The organism is Streptomyces rectiverticillatus, from assembly GCF_013394065.1.
Taxonomy (GTDB): domain Bacteria; phylum Actinomycetota; class Actinomycetes; order Streptomycetales; family Streptomycetaceae; genus Streptomyces; species Streptomyces rectiverticillatus.
In genome coordinates this window covers 7,568,736-7,585,400 of the sequence record NZ_CP040752.1, presented here as the reverse complement: position 1 = coordinate 7,585,400, position 16,665 = coordinate 7,568,736, and the positions used below count along the sequence as shown (strand labels likewise).

Sequence of the window (16,665 nt, the reverse complement as noted above, 5' to 3'; positions counted from 1 at the left end):
ACGTCCTCGGTAGCAGTGCGTGAGAAGAGTTAGAGAGACCCGAGCTCTTGGTCGATGAGGTCGAACATCTCGTCGTCGGTGGCGGCGTCGAGCCGGTCGAGACCGAGGCCGGGGCCGAGGCCCGCGTCGCGGTCGGTGCCGGGGCCGGTGCCGACGTCGGCTGCCTTCGCCGCGGTGGCCTGGTGGGTGTCGGTCCATTTCCAGAGGAGCGCCTTGAGCCGGGAGGTGACCTTGTCCCGGACCGCTTCCTCGGGGGTGAGCGCGGCCAGCAGGGCTTCCAGCCGGTCGAGTTCGCCGAGCACCGGCGGGGTCTCGGCGGCGAGGTCGAGGACCAGGTCCTTGTGCAGGAGACGGGCGATCGCGACCGGGTTGGGGTGGTCGAAGACGAGGGTGGGCTTGAGCCGGAGCCCGGTCGCGGCCTTGAGCCGGTTGCGGAGCTCCACGGCGGTCAGGGAGTCGAAGCCGATGTCCCGGAAGGCCGTGGTGGGCTCGATACGGGCCGCGGTGGCGTGGCCCAGGGCAGCAGCGGCCTGGTTGCGCACCAGGTCCAGGAGCGCCTTCTCCTGGTCGGCCTCCGGCATCCCGGCGAGGCGGCGGGCCAGGGCGGTGGTCCCGGCGGTCGCGGCCTCGTCGGTCGCGGTGGCCGTGTCGCCGACGAGGCCGCGGAAGACCGCCGGGAGCATGCCGGCGCGGGCCATGGAGCGCAGTGCCGGAACGTCCAGCCGCACCGGCACGATCACCGGCCGGTCCACGGTGAGGGCGGCGTCGAACAGTGCCAGGCCCTCCGCGGAGGTGAAGGGCACGACGCCGGAGCGGCCCATCCGGGTGCGGTCGGCGTCGGTGATCCGGTCGCCCATGCCGCCGTTGTCCGTCCACAGGCCCCACGCCAGCGAGGTGGCGGGCAGGCCCGCGGTCCGGCGCTGCCGCGCCAGCCCGTCCAGGAAGGCGTTGGCCGCGGCGTAGCCCGCCGCGCCGGCGCTGCCCAGGACTCCGGCCAGGGAGGAGAAGAGCACGAATGCGGAGAGGCCCAGGTCCTTGGTCAGCTCGTGCAGGTGCAGTGCCCCGTCGGCCTTCGGCCTCAGCACGGTGTCCAGGCGCTCCGGGGTCAGGGCGGTGACCACGCCGTCGTCGAGGGCCGCCGCCGCGTGGACCACGGCCACGAGCGGGTGCTCGGCCGGGACCGAGGCCAGCAGCTCCGCGAGGGCGTTCCGGTCGGCGATGTCACAGGCGGCCACCTCAACCTGCGCGCCCAGCTCGGAGAGGGATGCGACGAGTTCGCCGACGCCGTCGGCCGCGGGGCCGCGGCGGCTGACCAGCAGCAGCCTGTGTGCGCCGCGCTCGGCGACGAGATGCCGGGCGAGCGCCAGCCCGAGGCCGCCGGTCGCACCGGTGAGCAGCACGGTCCCCTCGGGGTCCCAGGCGTGACCGGCGGGCTCCTCGGGCGGGGCGATCCGGGCGAGGCGCGGCAGGAACAGCTTGCCGCCGCGCACTGCGGCCTGCGGCTCGTCCAGGGCGGCGAGCTCGGCCGCCAGTGCGGGGTCCGGGCCGCCGGCCGTGAGCGACTCGTCCGAGTCGACGAGCAGGAACCGGTCCGGGTGCTCGGTCTGAGCCGACTTCACCAGGCCGGCCACCGCGACGTGCGCAAGGTCCGGCGCCACGCCGTCCGCGCCGGGCAGGTCGACGGCGCCGCGCGTCATCACCACGAGCCGCGCATCGCCGAACCGCTCGTCGGCGACCCACTCCTGGACGGCGGACAGCACACGGGCCAGCAGCCCGCGCGTCGCCGAGGCGGCGTCGCCCTCGCTCGGGGGACAGGGCAGGAGGACGTGGGCGGGCACGGCCGCACCGCCGTCGGCTGCCTTGCGGAGCCCGGCGATGCCGGAGCAGGGGTCCTCGCCATCGAGGACCGCCCATGCGGCACCGGGAACAGGGGCAGCGGAATCCGCCCTGTACTCGGCCCAGTCGACCTCGAACATCCAGTCCTGGTGCGCCACGCGCGAGGCCAGCACCTGCTGGGACGACACGGTCCGGGTCCGCACGGACGCCACCGAAGCCAGGGGGGCACCGTCCGTGTCGGCCAGTTCGACCGCCACGGCGTCGCCGTCGCCGGGCCGGATCCGTATGCGCACGGCGCCGACGCCGGCGCCGGTTCCGGCTACGGCTCCGGTTCCGGCTCCCGGGGCGTGGACGGATACGCCGCTCCAGGCGTAGGGCATGAGCACCTCGCCGGGATCGCCGACCGCGGCCGGGACCGCACGGGCCGCCGGCGCCAGGAGGTCCAGGGCGGCGCCCAGCAGGACGGGGTGAAGGCCGTAGCGGTCGGCCCGGTCCCGCTCCCCGAGGGGCAGTGCGGCCTCGGCGTACAGCTCGTCGCCGACGCGCCAGGCGGCGGTGAGGCCCGCGTGCTCCTCGACGACGTCCAGCGGTTCGGCGCCTGCGGGCGGCCAGATCATCATGTCGAAGTCCGCCGCCGGAGCGTTCCGGGTGAGCTCTCCGGTGACGTGGCGGACCCACGGCTCTCCGGCGCCGCCGGCGGCGGCCCGGCTGAAGACGCCCACGGACCGCCGACCGGGGTCCTCGCCCGCGGTGACCTGCACCTGGATGCGGACGGCGCCCTGTTCCGCCAGCACCAGCGGGGCGTCCACGTCCAGCTGTTCCAGATGCGGGAATCCGGCATGCCGGCCCGCGCCCAGGGCGAGCTCCACGAACGCGGCGACCGGGAACACCGGCACGCCCCCGACCGTGTGTTCGGCGATCCAGGGCATGTCGGCCGGGGACAGCCGGCCGGTGAACAGGACGTCCTCTCCCCCGGCGGTCTCCACCACCGCGCCGAGCAGGGGGTGGACGAAGGAGTCGAGACCCGCCGAGGAGACGTCGAGCGCGGACGTGCCTTCGAGCCAGTAGCGCTCGCGCTGGAAGGCGTAGGTCGGCAGATCGACGCGCCGGGCGCCGGGGAAGAGCGCCTGCCAGTCCGGGGAGACGCCGTGCGTGTGCAGCCGGCCGACGGCGAGGGTGAGCGCCTGCGGCTCGGGGCGGTCGGCGCGCAGGGCGGGGACGGTGACGATGTCGTCGCCGTCGTCGTCGCCGTCGAGACAGGCCTGGGTAAGCGCACTGAGAACGCCGCCGGGACCGATCTCGACGAACGTTGTCACGCCCAGGCTGTGCAGGGTCTGGATTCCGTCGGCGAAGCGGACCGCCTCGCGGACGTGACGGACCCAGTACTCCGGCGTGTACGACTCGGCGAGACCGCCGGTGAGGTTGGAGACCACCGGGATCCGCGGCTCGTTGTAGGTCAGGCCCCGGACGACCTGGGCGAAGTCGTCCAGCATCGGGTCCATCAGCGGCGAGTGGAAGGCGTGGCTGACCTTCAGGCGGGACGTCTTACGGCCCTGCTCGGCGAACAGCGCGGCGATCGCGGCGACCGCGCCCTCGGCACCGGAGATCACCACAGACTGCGGACCGTTGACCGCCGCAATGCCGACCCGCTCGGTCAGGTGCGGCAGCACCTCGTCCTCGGTCGCCTGGACCGCCACCATCGCCCCGCCGGCAGGCAGGGCCTGCATGAGTGCAGCGCGGGCGGAAACCAGCTTCGCCGCGTCGTCGAGCGACAACACCCCGGCCACATGCGCAGCCGCGATCTCGCCCACCGAGTGCCCGGCCACGTAATCCGGCCGGATCCCCCACGACTCCAGCAGCCGGAACAGCGCCACCTCCACAGCGAACAGCGCAGGCTGCGCCGACCCCGTCTGATGAAGCGTTTCCGCACCAACATCCACCGGAGCATCCAGACGCGCACACACCTCGTCGTAAGCCGCAGCGAAGACGGGATACGCCGCGTAGAGCTCGCGCCCCATCCCCAGCCGCTGCGAACCCTGACCCGAGAACAGGAAACCGACCTTGCCCCCGGCGGCCTCGGCACGTCCCGTCACCACGTGCGCCGCGGGCTCGCCTGCTGCGAGCGCCGTCAGCCCCGCTCGTAGTTCTTCCGTGCCGGCGCCGACGATCGCAGCCCGGTGCTCCAGTGCCGATCGGGTGGTCGCCAGCGAGAATCCCGCGTCGGCCGGTGTCGCGGCCGCGAAGTCCACGGACGACAGCAGTCGCTGCGCCTGTTCCCGCAGCGCCTCCCCGGTCTTCCCGGAGAGCACCCACGCCACCATCGAAGTCCGCGCGCGCAGCGGCTCCTCGGCCGTGGATCCAGCGCCCGCCGTATCGTCGGCCGCTTCCTCTGCCGCCTGCTCGGTCGCCTGCTCGGTCGCCGGCTCGGTCGCCTGCTCGATGATGACGTGGGCGTTGGTGCCGCTGATGCCGAACGAGGAGATCCCGGCCCGGCGCGGGTGGTCCGTCTCCGGCCACGCGGCGGCCTCGGTCAGCAGCTCGACCGAGCCCGCCGACCAGTCGACCTGCGGGGTCGGCCGGTCCACGTGCAGTGTCCGCGGCAGCACGCCGTGCTGCATCGCCATCACCATCTTGATCACACCGGCGACACCCGCCGCTGCCTGCGTGTGGCCGATGTTCGACTTCAGCGAGCCGGTCAGGAGCGGCCGTTCGCGGTCCTGCCCGTAGGTCGCCAGCAGTGCCTGCGCCTCGATCGGATCGCCGAGGTTCGTGCCGGTGCCGTGCGCTTCGACGGCGTCGACCTCCTCGGCGGACAGCCCGGCCCCTGCCAGGGCCTCGAGGATGACGCGCTGCTGCGAGGGGCCGTTGGGCGCGGTCAGGCCGTTGGAGGCGCCGTCCTGGTTGACCGCGCTGCCCCGGACGACCGCGAGCACCCGGTGGCCGAGCCGACGGGCGTCCCGCAGCCGCTCGACGAGCAGCAGCCCGGCGCCTTCGGACCACGACGCGCCGTCCGCGGCCGCCGCGAAGGACTTGCAGCGGCCGTCGGGGGCGAGCCCGCGCTGGCGGCTGAACTCGACGAAGGCGCTCGGGCCCGCCATGACCGTCACGCCGCCGGCGAGCGCCATGGAGCACTCGCCGTTGCGCAGCGCCTGCACGGCGAGGTGCAGGGCGACGAGCGACGACGAGCACGCCGTGTCGACGGTGACCGCGGGGCCCTCGAAGCCGAAGGTGTAGGCGATGCGCCCGGAGGCGACGCTGCCGGAGTTGCCGGTGCTGAGCAGCCCTTCGACCCCCTCGGGGAGGACGCCGGGCGTGAAGCCGTAGTCGTGGTACATCAGGCCGGCGAAAACGCCGGTGCGGCTGCCCTTGAGGGTGGCGGGGTCGATACCCGCGTGCTCGAAGGCCTCCCAGGAGGTCTCCAGCAGCAGGCGCTGCTGCGGGTCCATCGCCAGCGCCTCGCGCGGCGAGATCCCGAAGAAGTCCGCGTCGAAGTCCGCCGCGTCGTGGAGGAATCCGCCCTGCCGGGTGTAGACCTTGCCCGGCTGCTCGGGGTCGGGGTCGTAGAGCGCGTCGACGTCCCAGCCGCGGTCCTCGGGGAAGTGCGAGATCGCGTCGCCGCCCTCGGCCAGCAGCCGCCACAGCTCCTCGGGTGAGGTGACGCCGCCGGGGAACCGGCAGCTCATGCCCACGAGGGCGATCGGCTCCTGGTCGCGGGCCTCCAGCTCGCGCACGCGCCGCCGGGCCTGGCGCAGGTCGGTGGTGGCCCGCTTGAGGTAGTCCCGGAGCTTGTCTTCGTTCATCATCGGTGTTGCCCGCCCCTTTTGGCTGTGCCTGTTGGCTTTGCCTGCGCAGTTCAGGAGATGCCGAGTTTCAGGAGATGCCGAGTTCAAGAGGTGCCGAGTTCGTCGTCGAGGAGCTCGTACAGCTCCTCGTCGCTCGCCGAGCTGAGGTCGTCGTCGTCCTCGGCTCCGCCGGCGCCTCCCGGATCGGCAGGCTCGTTCCCGTTCCAGCGGGCGAGCAGCGCCTGGAGACGCATGTTGATCTTGGTTCGGGTGACGTTGTCGACGCCGTCCGCTCCGGCGCCTTCGAGGGCGGCGGCGAGGCGGTCCAGCTCGTCGAACACCGGCACCGTCCCGCCGCCCGTGCCGCCGGGGAGGTCCTTCAGCACCCGCTGCGCCAGTGCGGCGGGCGTCGGGTGGTCGAAGACAAGCGTCGCGGGCAGCCGCAGCCCTGTGGCCCTGTTCATCCGGTTGCGGAGCTCGACTGCGGTGAGCGAGTCGAAGCCCAGGTCGCCGAAGGCCTGGTCGGGCCGGACGGACTTGGCCGAGCCGTGCCCGAGGACGGCGGCGACCTCGGAGCGGACCAGGTCCAGCACCGCCTCTTCGCGCTCGCTCTCGGGCAGATCTGCGATCCGCTGCGCCGCGGTCACGGAGCCCGCCGCGGCCGTACGCCGCGGCCGGCCGCCGACCAGCGTCCTCAGCAGCGGCGGCACCGGGGCGGTCGCGTTCCGCAGGGCGGCGATGTCCAGCCGTGCCGCGACCACCAGGGGCTCCTGCAGCGCGAGCGCGGCGTCGAGGAGTTGCAGACCGTCCTCGTCGGACAGCGGCAGCACGCCGCCGCGGGCGAGCCGGGTCCGGTCGGCGCCCCCGAGGTCCTCGGTCATGGTGCCGGTCCGCTGCCACAGGCCCCACGGCAGCGACACCGCGGGAAGTCCCTGGGCGCGGCGGCGCCCGGCGAAGGCGTCCAGGAAGGCGTTGGCCGCGGCGTAGTTCGCCTGGCCGGGGGTGCCGAGCGTGCCCGCGAGGGAGGAGAAGACCACGAACGCGGACAGGTCGCTCGTCAGCTCGTGCAGGTTCAGCACCGCGTCGGCCTTGGGCCGCAGCACCGCGTCCAGGCGCTCCGGCGTGAGCGAGCCGATCACGCCGTCGTCGAGGACGCCCGCCGTGTGCACCACGGCCGTCACCACGGGCGTGCCGGCCAGTGCTTCGGCGAGGGCGTCCCGGTCGGCGACGTCGCAGGCGGCCCAGTGCACCTCGGCACCCGCGCCCTCCAGTTCCGCCCGGAGCTCCGCCGCGCCCTCGGCGTCGGCGCCGCGCCGGCTCATCAGCAGCAGGCTGCGTACGCCGTGTGCGGCGACGAGGTGCCGGGCGACGAGTCCGCCCAGGGCGCCGGACGCGCCGGTCACGAGCACCGTTCCGGTACCGAAGTCCGGGGTGGCCTGCGGGGCGTCGGTGGCGGCCCTGGCGAGCCGGGGCAGCAGGAGCGCGTCGCCGCGCAGTGCCGCCTGCGGCTCCCCGGCGGCGACGAGCCGGGGAACGATCGTCGTCGCGACCTGCTCCCAGCCGGCGTCCCCGGCAGCGTCCCCGGCCGTGTTCCCGGCCGTGTCGAGGAGGACGATGCGGTCCGGGTTCTCCGACTGCGCCGACCGGACCAGGCCCCACACGGCCGCCTGCACCGGATCGTTCTGTGCCGGGGCGTCCTGCGCCGGGGCGCCCGGTTGCGGCTCGTCGCCGGCGGCGACCGCGTCCCGGGTGACGAGCACCAGGCGGGCGGCCCGGTCCTCGGCCAGCCACCACTGCACCAGCCCGAGCACCTCGGCCAGGACGTCCCGGACGCGTTCGGCGTCGGTGCCCGACCCGGCCGGGCACGGCACGACGACGGCATCCACGTCCGTCCCAGCGTCCGTCACAACCGTCACATTCGCCGTCATGTCCGTCGTCATGTCCGTCGTCATGTCCGTCGGCGTCCCGGCCTCCGTCTCCAGGGCGGAGCGAAGGGAGGCGATGTCGTCGTAGGCCCGTACCGCCGGGACGTCCGCCCCGGCGGGTGCGGCGAGCGGCGTCCACTCCACGGTGAACAGGGAGTCCCGGGCGCTCGTCCGCAGTTGGTCGGCCGACACCGGGCGCAGCGTCAGCGACTCCACCGAGACGACGGGCCGGCCCGTTCCGTCGGCCGCCTCCAGCCGTACCGCGTCCCCGCCCGCCTGCGAGAGCCGTACCCGCAGGGCCGCCGCTCCGGTTCCGTGCACGGTGACGCGGGACCAGGCGAAGGGCAGCAGGGGCCCGTCGGCTGCCGGTACGAGGCCGCCGGCGCCCAGCGCGTGCAGGGCGGAGTCGAGCAGGGCCGGGTGCACGCCGAACGCGTCCGCGTCCGCGTGGGCTTCGTCGGGGACGGCCAGTTCGGCGTAGACCGCGTCCGTGCCGCGCCACGCGGCCCGCAGTCCCTGGAAGAGCGGGCCGTAGCCCAGGCCGAGGTCCGCCAGGCGGCCGTAGAAGCCGTCCAGGTCCACGGGGTGGGCGTCGGCCGGGGGCCAGCTGCTCAGGTCGGTGCCGGAGGGGGCGCCGCCCGTGGCGAGGACGCCGGTGGCGTTGCGGATCCAGGGGCCTTCCCCGGCGCGCGAGTGCACGCTCAGCGGGCGGCGGCCGGCGTCGTCCTGGGCGCCCACGTGGACCTGGACCTGGACGCCGCCGTTCTCGGGCAGCACCAGCGGTGCCTGCAGGGTGAGTTCCTCGACCAGGTCGCAGCCGGTCTCGGCCGCGGCGTGGGCGGCCAGTTCCACGAAGGCGGTGCCCGGTAGCAGCACCGTGCCCAGCACCGCGTGGTCGGCCAGCCACGGCTGCGTCTGCAGGGACAGCAGCCCGGTCAGCAGGTGGCCGCCGTCGCCGGGCAGTTCCGCCGCCGCGCCCAGGAACGGGTGGTCGGCGGCGTCCAGCCCGGCCGCTCGTACGTCACCGGCCGGCGCTCCCGCTTCCAGCCAGTACCGCTCGTGCTGGAACGCGTACGTCGGGAGGTCGACGCGGCGGGCTCCCGGCAGGACGGCGTCCCAGTCGACGGCGACGCCGTGCACGTGGGCCCGGGCCAGCGACAGCATCAGGCGGTGCCGGCCGCCGTCGCCGCGGCGCAGCGTCGGGACGACCTCGGCCTCGGCCTCGGCGGTCTCGATGGCGTCCTGGATGCCCGCGAGCTGCACGGGGTGCGGGCTGACTTCGATGAACACGTCGTGCCCGTCGGCAAGGAGGGACCGGATCGCATCGTGGAACCGCACCGTGTGCCGCATGTTGCGGTACCAGTAACCGGAGCCGAGCTCCCCCGCGTCCAGCTTTCCGCCCGTCACCGTGGAGTAGAAGGGCACGGCGCCGGGGAGGGGGCCGATGCCCGCGAATCCCTCTCGGACCTGCGCTTCGACCCGTTCGATCTGCGGCGAGTGCGCGGCGTAGTCGACGGCGACCTTGCGGGCCTGGACGCCCTCCTGCTCGCAGTGCGCGAGGAGTTCGTCCAGGGCGTCGGTGTCCCCGGAGACCACGACGGTCCCGGGCCCGTTCACGGCGCCGATGCCCAGGCGGCCGGCCCACCGGCCGATCAGTTCCTGTGCCTCCTCCTCCGGGAGGGTCACGGAGGCCATGGCGCCGCGGCCCTGGAGCTCGCGCACCGCGAGGCTGCGCTGCGCCACGATGCGCGCGCCGTCCTCCAGGGAGACCGCTCCGGCGATCACCGCCGCGGCGACCTCGCCCTGGGAGTGTCCGACGACGGCGTCAGGGGTCACACCGAAGGAGCTCCACACCTCGGCCAGCGCGATCGTCATCGCCCACAGGACGGGCTGCAGCACGTCGACCCGGTCCTGCTCTGCGTCGGACGTGCCGCGCAGCACCGCGGTCAGCGACCAGTCCACGTGCAGCGCGAGGGCGCGCTCGCAGGCGTCGATCCGGTCGCGGAAGACCGGCGAGGTCTCCAGCAGTCCGGCGGCCATGCCCACCCACTGCGAGCCCTGGCCGGGGAAGACGAAGACGGTCTTGCCGGCGGTGCGGGCGGTGCCCGTCACCACTCCGGGCGGGGTGGCGCCGTCGGCGACGGCGGCCAGCCCCTGCCGGAGCTCCTCGGGGGTGTCCGCGACCACCACGGCACGGTGCTCGAAGGCCGCTCTGGTCGTGGCCAGCGAGTACGCCGTGTCGGCGGCCGGTGCGGCCTCACCGTCGGTGCCGTCCAGGAAGGACGTGAGGCGGGCCGCCTGCGCGCGCAGCGCTGCTTCGGTCCGGCCGGAGAGTACCCAGGGCACGGGCGCGCCGGAGTCGGGGGCGGGAGGCAGGTCCGCCGTGGCGGGGGCCTGTTCGATGATGGTGTGGGCGTTGGTGCCGCTGACGCCGAAGGACGAGATCGCGGCGCGGCGCGGGCGGTCCGACCCGGGCCAGTCGACGGCCTCGGTCAGCAGCCGTACGTCACCCGCCGACCAGTCCACGTGCGCGGTCGGCTCGTCGACGTGCAGCGTCTGCGGGAGGACGCCGTGGCGCATCGCCATGACCATCTTGATCACACCGGCCACGCCTGCCGCGGCCTGCGTGTGGCCGATGTTCGACTTCAGCGAGCCCAGCCACAGCGGCCGGTCCTCCCCCGGCCGCTCCTGACCGTACGTCGCCAGCAGCGCCTGCGCCTCGATCGGGTCGCCCAGCTTCGTACCCGTACCGTGCGCCTCCACCGCGTCCACGTCGGCCGGAGTGAGTCCGGCGGAGGCCAGCGCCTGTCGGATCACCCGCTGCTGCGCAGGACCGTTGGGAGCGGTCAGACCGTTCGACGCACCGTCCTGGTTGACCGCGCTGCCCCGGACGACGGCCAGCACCCGGTGCCCGTGGCGCCGGGCATCGCTGAGCCGCTCCACCAGGAGCATGCCGACGCCTTCACCCCAGCCGGTGCCGTCGGCCCCGGCGGCGAACGCCTTGCAGCGGCCGTCGGGCGACAGGCCGCGCTGCCGGCTGAACTCCACGAAGACCGTCGGGCTCGCCATGACGGTGACACCGCCGGCCAGGGCCATCGTGCACTCGCCGTTACGGAGTGCCTGGACGGCCAGGTGCAGGGCGACGAGCGACGACGAGCACGCGGTGTCGATGGTGACGGCGGGCCCTTCGAGACCGAAGGTGTAGGACACGCGCCCGGAGGCGACGCTGCCGGAGCCTCCGGTGGTGAGCAGTCCCTCGACGCCCTCGGGCAGTTCGCGCGGGCCCTGGGCGTAGTCGTGGTACATCAGGCCGGTGAAGACACCGGTCCTGCTGCCCCGGACCGTCGCCGGGTCGATCCCGGCGCGTTCGAACGCCTCCCAGGACGCCTCCAGCAGCAGCCTCTGCTGCGGGTCCATCGCCAGGGCCTCGCGGGGGGAGATCCCGAAGAAGCCGGCGTCGAAGCCGGCCGCCTCGTACAGGAAGCCGCCGTCGCGCGCGTAGGTCGTGCCGAGGTGCTCGGGGTCGGGGTCGTAGAGACCGTCGACGTCCCAGCCGCGGTTGTCCGGGAACCGGGAGACGGCGTCCCGGCCGGAGGCCACCAGCCGCCACAGGTCCTCCGGCGAGCGCACCCCGCCCGGGAGGCGGCAGCTCATGCCGACGATGGCGATCGGCTCGTCGTCGGCAGCGGCAGCAGCAGCAGCGGGCTGCCGGGCAACGGTCGCCGTGGCCGTGGGCGCAGGGGCGTCGCCGAGCAGTTCGGTGCCGATGTGCCGGGCCAGGGCGGCGGGGGTGGGGTGGTCGAAGACGAGGGTGGCGGGCAGGCGCAGACCGGTGGCGGTGGACAGTCGGTTGCGCAGTTCCACGGCCGTCAGCGAGTCGAAGCCCAGGTCCTGGAAGGCGTGCGCGGGCTGGACGGCCCGGGGCGAGGGGTGTCCCAGCACGGCGGCGACCTCGGACCGGACCAGGTCCAGGACGGCTTCGTCGCGCTCGTCCCCGGCCGGCCCGGCGAGCCGGTCGGCCAGGGATCCGGCGGCGGTGGCGGCGGTCTGCGCGGTGCCGCGTGTGGTGACGCGGACGAGTCCGCGCAGCAGCGCCGGTACGGTTCCGGCCGCCCGGTTCCGCAGGGCGGCGGCGTCGAGGCGGACCGGTACGAGCACGGGCTCGTCGGAGGCGAGCGCCACGTCGAACAGACGCAGGCCGTCCTCGGTGGACAGCGGCAGCACGCCGGAGCGCGCCATCCGCGACCTGCCCGCCTCGTCGAGGGCGTCGGCCATGGCGCCCTCCTGCTCCCACAGGCCCCACGCCAGCGAGATCGTGGGCCGGCCCTGGGCGCGGCGGTGCCGGGCGAAGGCGTCGAGGAAGGCGTTGGCCGCGGCGTAGTTGCCCTGGCCGGGGTTGCCGAAGACGCCCGCGGCGGAGGAGAAGAGCACGAACGCCGTGTTGTCGCCCGTGAGCTCGTGCAGGTTGAGCACGGCGTCGGTCTTGGGCTTCAGGACGGCGTCCACGCGCTCGGGGGTCAGCGCGGCGATCACGCCGTCGTCGAGCACACCGGCGGTGTGCACGACGGAGTCGACCGGAGTCGCGGCCAGGAGCCGGGCGAGGGCATCTCGGTTTGCGACGTCACAGGCGGCCCACATCGCCTCGGCGCCCAGTGCGGCGAGTTCGGCCACCAGGGCCGCGGCGCCCGGAGCTTGCGGGCCGCGGCGGCTGACGAGCAGCAGGCGGCGCACGCCGTGCCCGGTGACGAGGTGCCGGGCGAGGGTGCCGCCCAGAGCGCCCGAGGCGCCGGTGAGCAGCACGGTGCCGAGGCCGGAGACGGCGTCCTTCGCAGGGACGACGGCGGACGTGTCCTCGGCAGCCGGTGAGGTGGCGTCCTCGGTGGCCGGGGAAGTGGTGCGGGCCAAGCGCGGTACGCGGGCCTCCCCTTCGCGGACGACGACGTGGGGCTCGCCGGACAGTACGATGCCGGGCACGAGCCCGACCGCATCGGCCGGGTGGTCGGTTTCGAGCAGCACGATCCGGCCGGGGTTCTCCGCCTGGGCCGAGCGCACGAGTCCACCGGCGGCGGCGTGGGCGAGGTCGTCGCAGCGCGCCACCAGCACGAGGCGCGGCGCCCGGTCCTCGGCGAACCACCGCTGGACGAGCTGCAGCACCTCGGTGGTGACCGCGCGCACCCGCTCGGCCTCGGAGGCCCCTTCCGGGCCGTCGGGGAACGGGACCACGACGACCTCCGGCTGCGACGACGCGTGGGCGGCGTCGGCCAGTGCGGCGGCAATGTCCGGGACGTGCGCGACGATCGGCCCGTCCGCTTCGTCGGACGGCAGGGTCAGCGGCGCCCACTGGACCGCGAACATCGCGTCGGCGGTGCGCTCGCGGAGCTGCCCGGCTGATACGGGGCGCAGCGTCAGCGACCGGACGGACGCCACCGGCTCGCCTGCGGCGTCGGCCACGAGCAGGGACACCGCGTCCGTTCCGGCCGGAGTCAGCCTCACCCGGAGGGTGGACGCGCCCGTGGCGCGTACGGACACCCCGGACCAGGCGAACGGCAGGAGCGGCCCGTCCGGCCCTTCCGCTGCGGCCACGAGGGATCCGCCCGCACCGTCCGCACCACTCGCGGCGCCCGCGGCGCCCGCACCGATGGCGTGCAGCGCCGCGTCGAGCAGTGCCGGGTGCAGGAGGAAGGAGCCGGTGTCCGTACCCTCGGGGAGGGCCACCTCGGCGAAGACCTCCTCGCCCGCGAGCCAGGCGCCGCGCAGTCCGCGGAACGCCGGGCCGTAGGCCAGGCCGAGACCGGCCAGCCGGTCGTAGAAGCCGTCGAGGCCGACCGGCTCGGAGCCCGCCGGCGGCCACGCCGCGAGCGCTCGGTCGGCGGCCGGGGCGGGCGCCTCTTCGGTGACGAATCCGGTCGCGTGCCGCATCCACGGCAGGTCGGCGTCGTCCTCGGGGCGCGAGTGCACGGTCAGCGGCCTGCGCCCGGAGTCGTCGGCCGCACCGACCCACACCTGGACGGCGACACCGCCCCGCTCGGGCACCACCAGGGGCGCTTCGAGGGTGAGGTCCTCCAGCAGTTCGCAGCCGGCTTCGTCGGCGGCGCGCACGGCCAGTTCGACGAACGCTGTGCCGGGCAGCAGCACGCTTCCGAGCACGGCGTGGTCGCTCAGCCACGGGTGCGTGCGCAGGGACAGCCGACCGGTGAGCAGCCGTTCGTCGCCGCCGGCCAGGGAGACGGCGGCGCCCAGCAGCGGGTGGTCGGCGGACCCCAGGCCGGCCGCGCGCACGTCGCCGGGGCCGGCCGGTGCGGCGTCGAGCCAGTAGCGCTCGTGCTGGAAGGCGTAGGTGGGCAGGTCGACGCGGTGGGCGCCGGGGAAGAAGGCGTGCCAGTCGGGCGAGACGCCGTGCGCGTGCAGTTCGGAGACCGCGGCGACGAGCGCGGCCCGCTCGGGGCGGTCGGCGCGGAGTACGGGGACGGTGACGGTGGCGACGTCATCGCGGTCGTCGCCGTCGTCGCCCAGGCAGCCCTGGGTGAGCGCACTGAGGACGCCGCCGGGGCCGATCTCCACGAAGGTCGTCACGCCCAGGTCGTGGAGAGTGCGGACGCCGTCGGCGAAGCGGACCGCCTCGCGGACGTGGCGGACCCAGTACTCGGGGGTGTACGGCTCGGCGAGACGGCCGGTGAGGTTGGAGACCACCGGGATCTGCGGCTCGCCGAAGGACAGGCCCCGGACGACCTCGGTGAACTCCTCCAGCATCGGATCCATAAGAGGCGAGTGGAACGCGTGACTGACCTTCAGCCGGGACGTCTTACGACCCTGCTGCCGGAAGACCTCGGCGATCGCGACGACCGCGTCCTCGGCACCGGAGACCACGACGGACTGCGGCCCGTTGACCGCCGCGATGCCGGCCCCGTCGGTCAGATGCGGCAGCACCTCGTCCTCGGTCGCCTGCACCGCCACCATCGCACCGCCGACCGGCAGCGCCTGCATCAGCCGGGCACGGGCGGACACCAGCTTCGCCGCGTCCTGCAGCGACAGCACACCCGCCACATGCGCGGCCGCGATCTCACCCACCGAGTGCCCGGCCACGTAATCCGGCCGGATCCCCCACGATTCGAGGAGGCGGAACAGCGCCACCTCCACAGCGAACAGCGCAGGCTGCGCCGCCCCGGTCTGGTGAAGCGCTTCCGCATCGACGTCGACCGGCGCGTCGAGAGGCGCACACACCTCGTCGTAAGCCGCCGCGAACACCGGGTAGGCCGCGTACAACTCCTGCCCCATGCCCATGCGTTGCGAGCCCTGGCCGGAGAAGAGGAAAGCGACGCGCCCGCCGGTGCCGGCGTGGCCGCGCGCGACGCCCGGGGACGGGGAGCCGGAGGCCACTGCCCGCAGCCCCTCGGCGAGCTCCTCCGGCGTCTCGCCCTGCACCACTGCGCGGTGCTCCAGGGCCGTGCGCGACGTGGCGAGCGAGAACGCCACGTCCAGCGGGGAGACGCCGGCATCGGCGCGGGACAGCAGACGCCCGGCCTGGGCACGCAGGGCCGCCTCGCTCTTGCCGGAGATCACCCACGGCACCGGGCCGCCCTCGGCCGGGCGTACGGCCTCCGCGGAGACGGCCTCGGTGCCCTCGACGCCTTCCTCCGGAGCCTCCGGAGCGTCCGGGGCCTCGGGGTCCTGGGCGTCCTCGGCATCCGGGGCGTCCTGGGCGAACGCTTCGGCCGACGGGGCTTCCTCGATGATCGTGTGCGCGTTGGTGCCGCTGATCCCGAAGGAGGAGATGCCGGCCCGGCGCGGCTGGTCCGAAGCCGGCCACGGCGTGGGCTCGGTCAGCAGCCGTACGGCGCCCGCCGACCAGTCGACGTGCGGGGACGGCGCGTCGACGTGCAGCGTGCGCGGAAGTTCGCCGTGGCGCATGGCCATGACCATCTTGATGACGCCCGCCACACCGGCCGCGGCCTGGGTGTGGCCGATGTTGGACTTGATCGAGCCCAGCCACAGCGGCGTGTCGTCGGACCGGCCCTGACCGTACGTGGCGAGGAGAGCCTGCGCCTCGATCGGGTCACCGAGCCGCGTGCCCGTGCCGTGCGCCTCCACCGCATCCACCTGAGAGGAGGTCAGTCGGGCGGCGGCCAGGGCCTGGCGGATCACCCGCTGCTGGGAGGGGCCGTTGGGGGCGGTCAGGCCGTTGGAGGCGCCGTCCTGGTTGACGGCGGAGCCCCGTACGACGGCGAGCACCTCGTGCCCGTTGCGGCGGGCGTCGGAGAGGCGCTCCACGAGCAGCAGGCCGGCACCCTCGCCCCAGCCGGTGCCGTCGGCGCCGGCGGCGAACGCCTTGCAACGGCCGTCGGGGGCCAGCCCGCGCTGGCGGCTGAAACCGACGAAGGTGGCGGGGCCGACCATGGCGGTGACACCGCCCGCCACGGCCAGCGAGCATTCGCCGTTGCGCAGCGCCTGGACGGCCAGGTGCAGGGCGACCAGGGACGACGAGCACGCCGTGTCGACCGTGACGGCCGGGCCTTCGAGGCCGAAGGTGTAGGCCAGCCGGCCGGAGGCGACGCTGCCCGAGGTGCCTGTGCCCAGATAACCCTCCAGGTCTTCCGGGGAGTTCTGCAGGGCGGCGAGGAACTCGTGGTTCATCACCCCGGCGAAGACGCCGGTCCTGCTCCCCGCGAGCGAGGCGGCGTCGATGCCGGCCCGCTCGAAGAGCTCCCAGGTCGTCTCCAGCAGCAGCCGCTGCTGGGGGTCCATGGCGAGCGCCTCACGGGGCGAGATCCCGAAGAGGCCGGCGTCGAACTGCGCCAGGTCGCGCAGGAACGCGCCCTCGCGGGCGTAGCTGGTCCCGCGGGACTCGGGGTCCGGGTCGTAGAGCGCGTCCAGGTCCCAGCCGCGGTCGCCGGGGAACTCCGAGACGGCGTCCCGGCCGCCGGCTACCAGCTCCCACAGGTCCTCGGGCGAGTCGACGCCTCCCGGGTAGCGGCAGCTCATCCCGATGATGGCCACCGGCTCCCCGGCGGCGTCCTCGTAGTCACGAAGGCGCCGCCGGGTCTCCTGGAGATCTGCGGTGACTCGCTTCAGGAAATAGCGGAGCTTGTCCTCGTTCGCCACCGAAATCGTCCCTCACCCCTGCG

2 protein-coding genes are annotated in these 16,665 nt (G+C 74.5%); both read right to left on the bottom strand.

Annotation, left to right across the window (positions count from 1 at the left end; genetic code table 11):
* Positions 1-29: 29 nt before the first annotated feature.
* On the bottom strand, positions 30-5,693 hold the full coding sequence (locus FGW37_RS32675) for an SDR family NAD(P)-dependent oxidoreductase (RefSeq protein ID WP_425506675.1): 5,664 nt from the start codon (positions 5,691-5,693) through the stop codon (positions 30-32).
* 29 nt (positions 5,694-5,722) lie between these two features.
* Complete coding sequence (locus FGW37_RS32670) at positions 5,723-16,642, bottom strand: type I polyketide synthase (protein ID WP_179084380.1); 10,920 nt, start codon at positions 16,640-16,642, stop codon at positions 5,723-5,725.
* Between the last annotated feature and the right edge of the window lie 23 nt (positions 16,643-16,665).